Raw genomic sequence first — 272 nt, forward strand, 5'->3', positions numbered from 1 at the left:
GCAAGGGGCGCAGGACGTCGAACACCTCGGACTCGGGGCCGCTGCGCGCGGCGAGGGCGGCCCGGCCCAGACGCCGCACCGAGCGGTCGGGGTCGCAGGAGCCGAGCGCTGCCCAGAGGAAGCGGAGCGTCGTGGAGAGGCCGGAGCCGATGTCGATGCGGTCGGCGCCGGTGAGCTGACGCTCGTACATCTCGGCAGGTGGCTCTCCACCGAGCAGTCGGGAACCGAAGATCGCTCCGGCCGAGGTACCGATGACGACGTCCGCCCGGTCC

General features: G+C 73.2%; 1 pseudogene. It reads right to left on the reverse strand.

The features are described from left to right. Window positions 1-272, reverse strand: a pseudogene (locus J0695_RS41220) (patatin-like phospholipase family protein); the annotation flags it as partial.

This window comes from Streptomyces beijiangensis (genome assembly GCF_017315755.1).
GTDB lineage: Bacteria > Actinomycetota > Actinomycetes > Streptomycetales > Streptomycetaceae > Streptomyces > Streptomyces beijiangensis.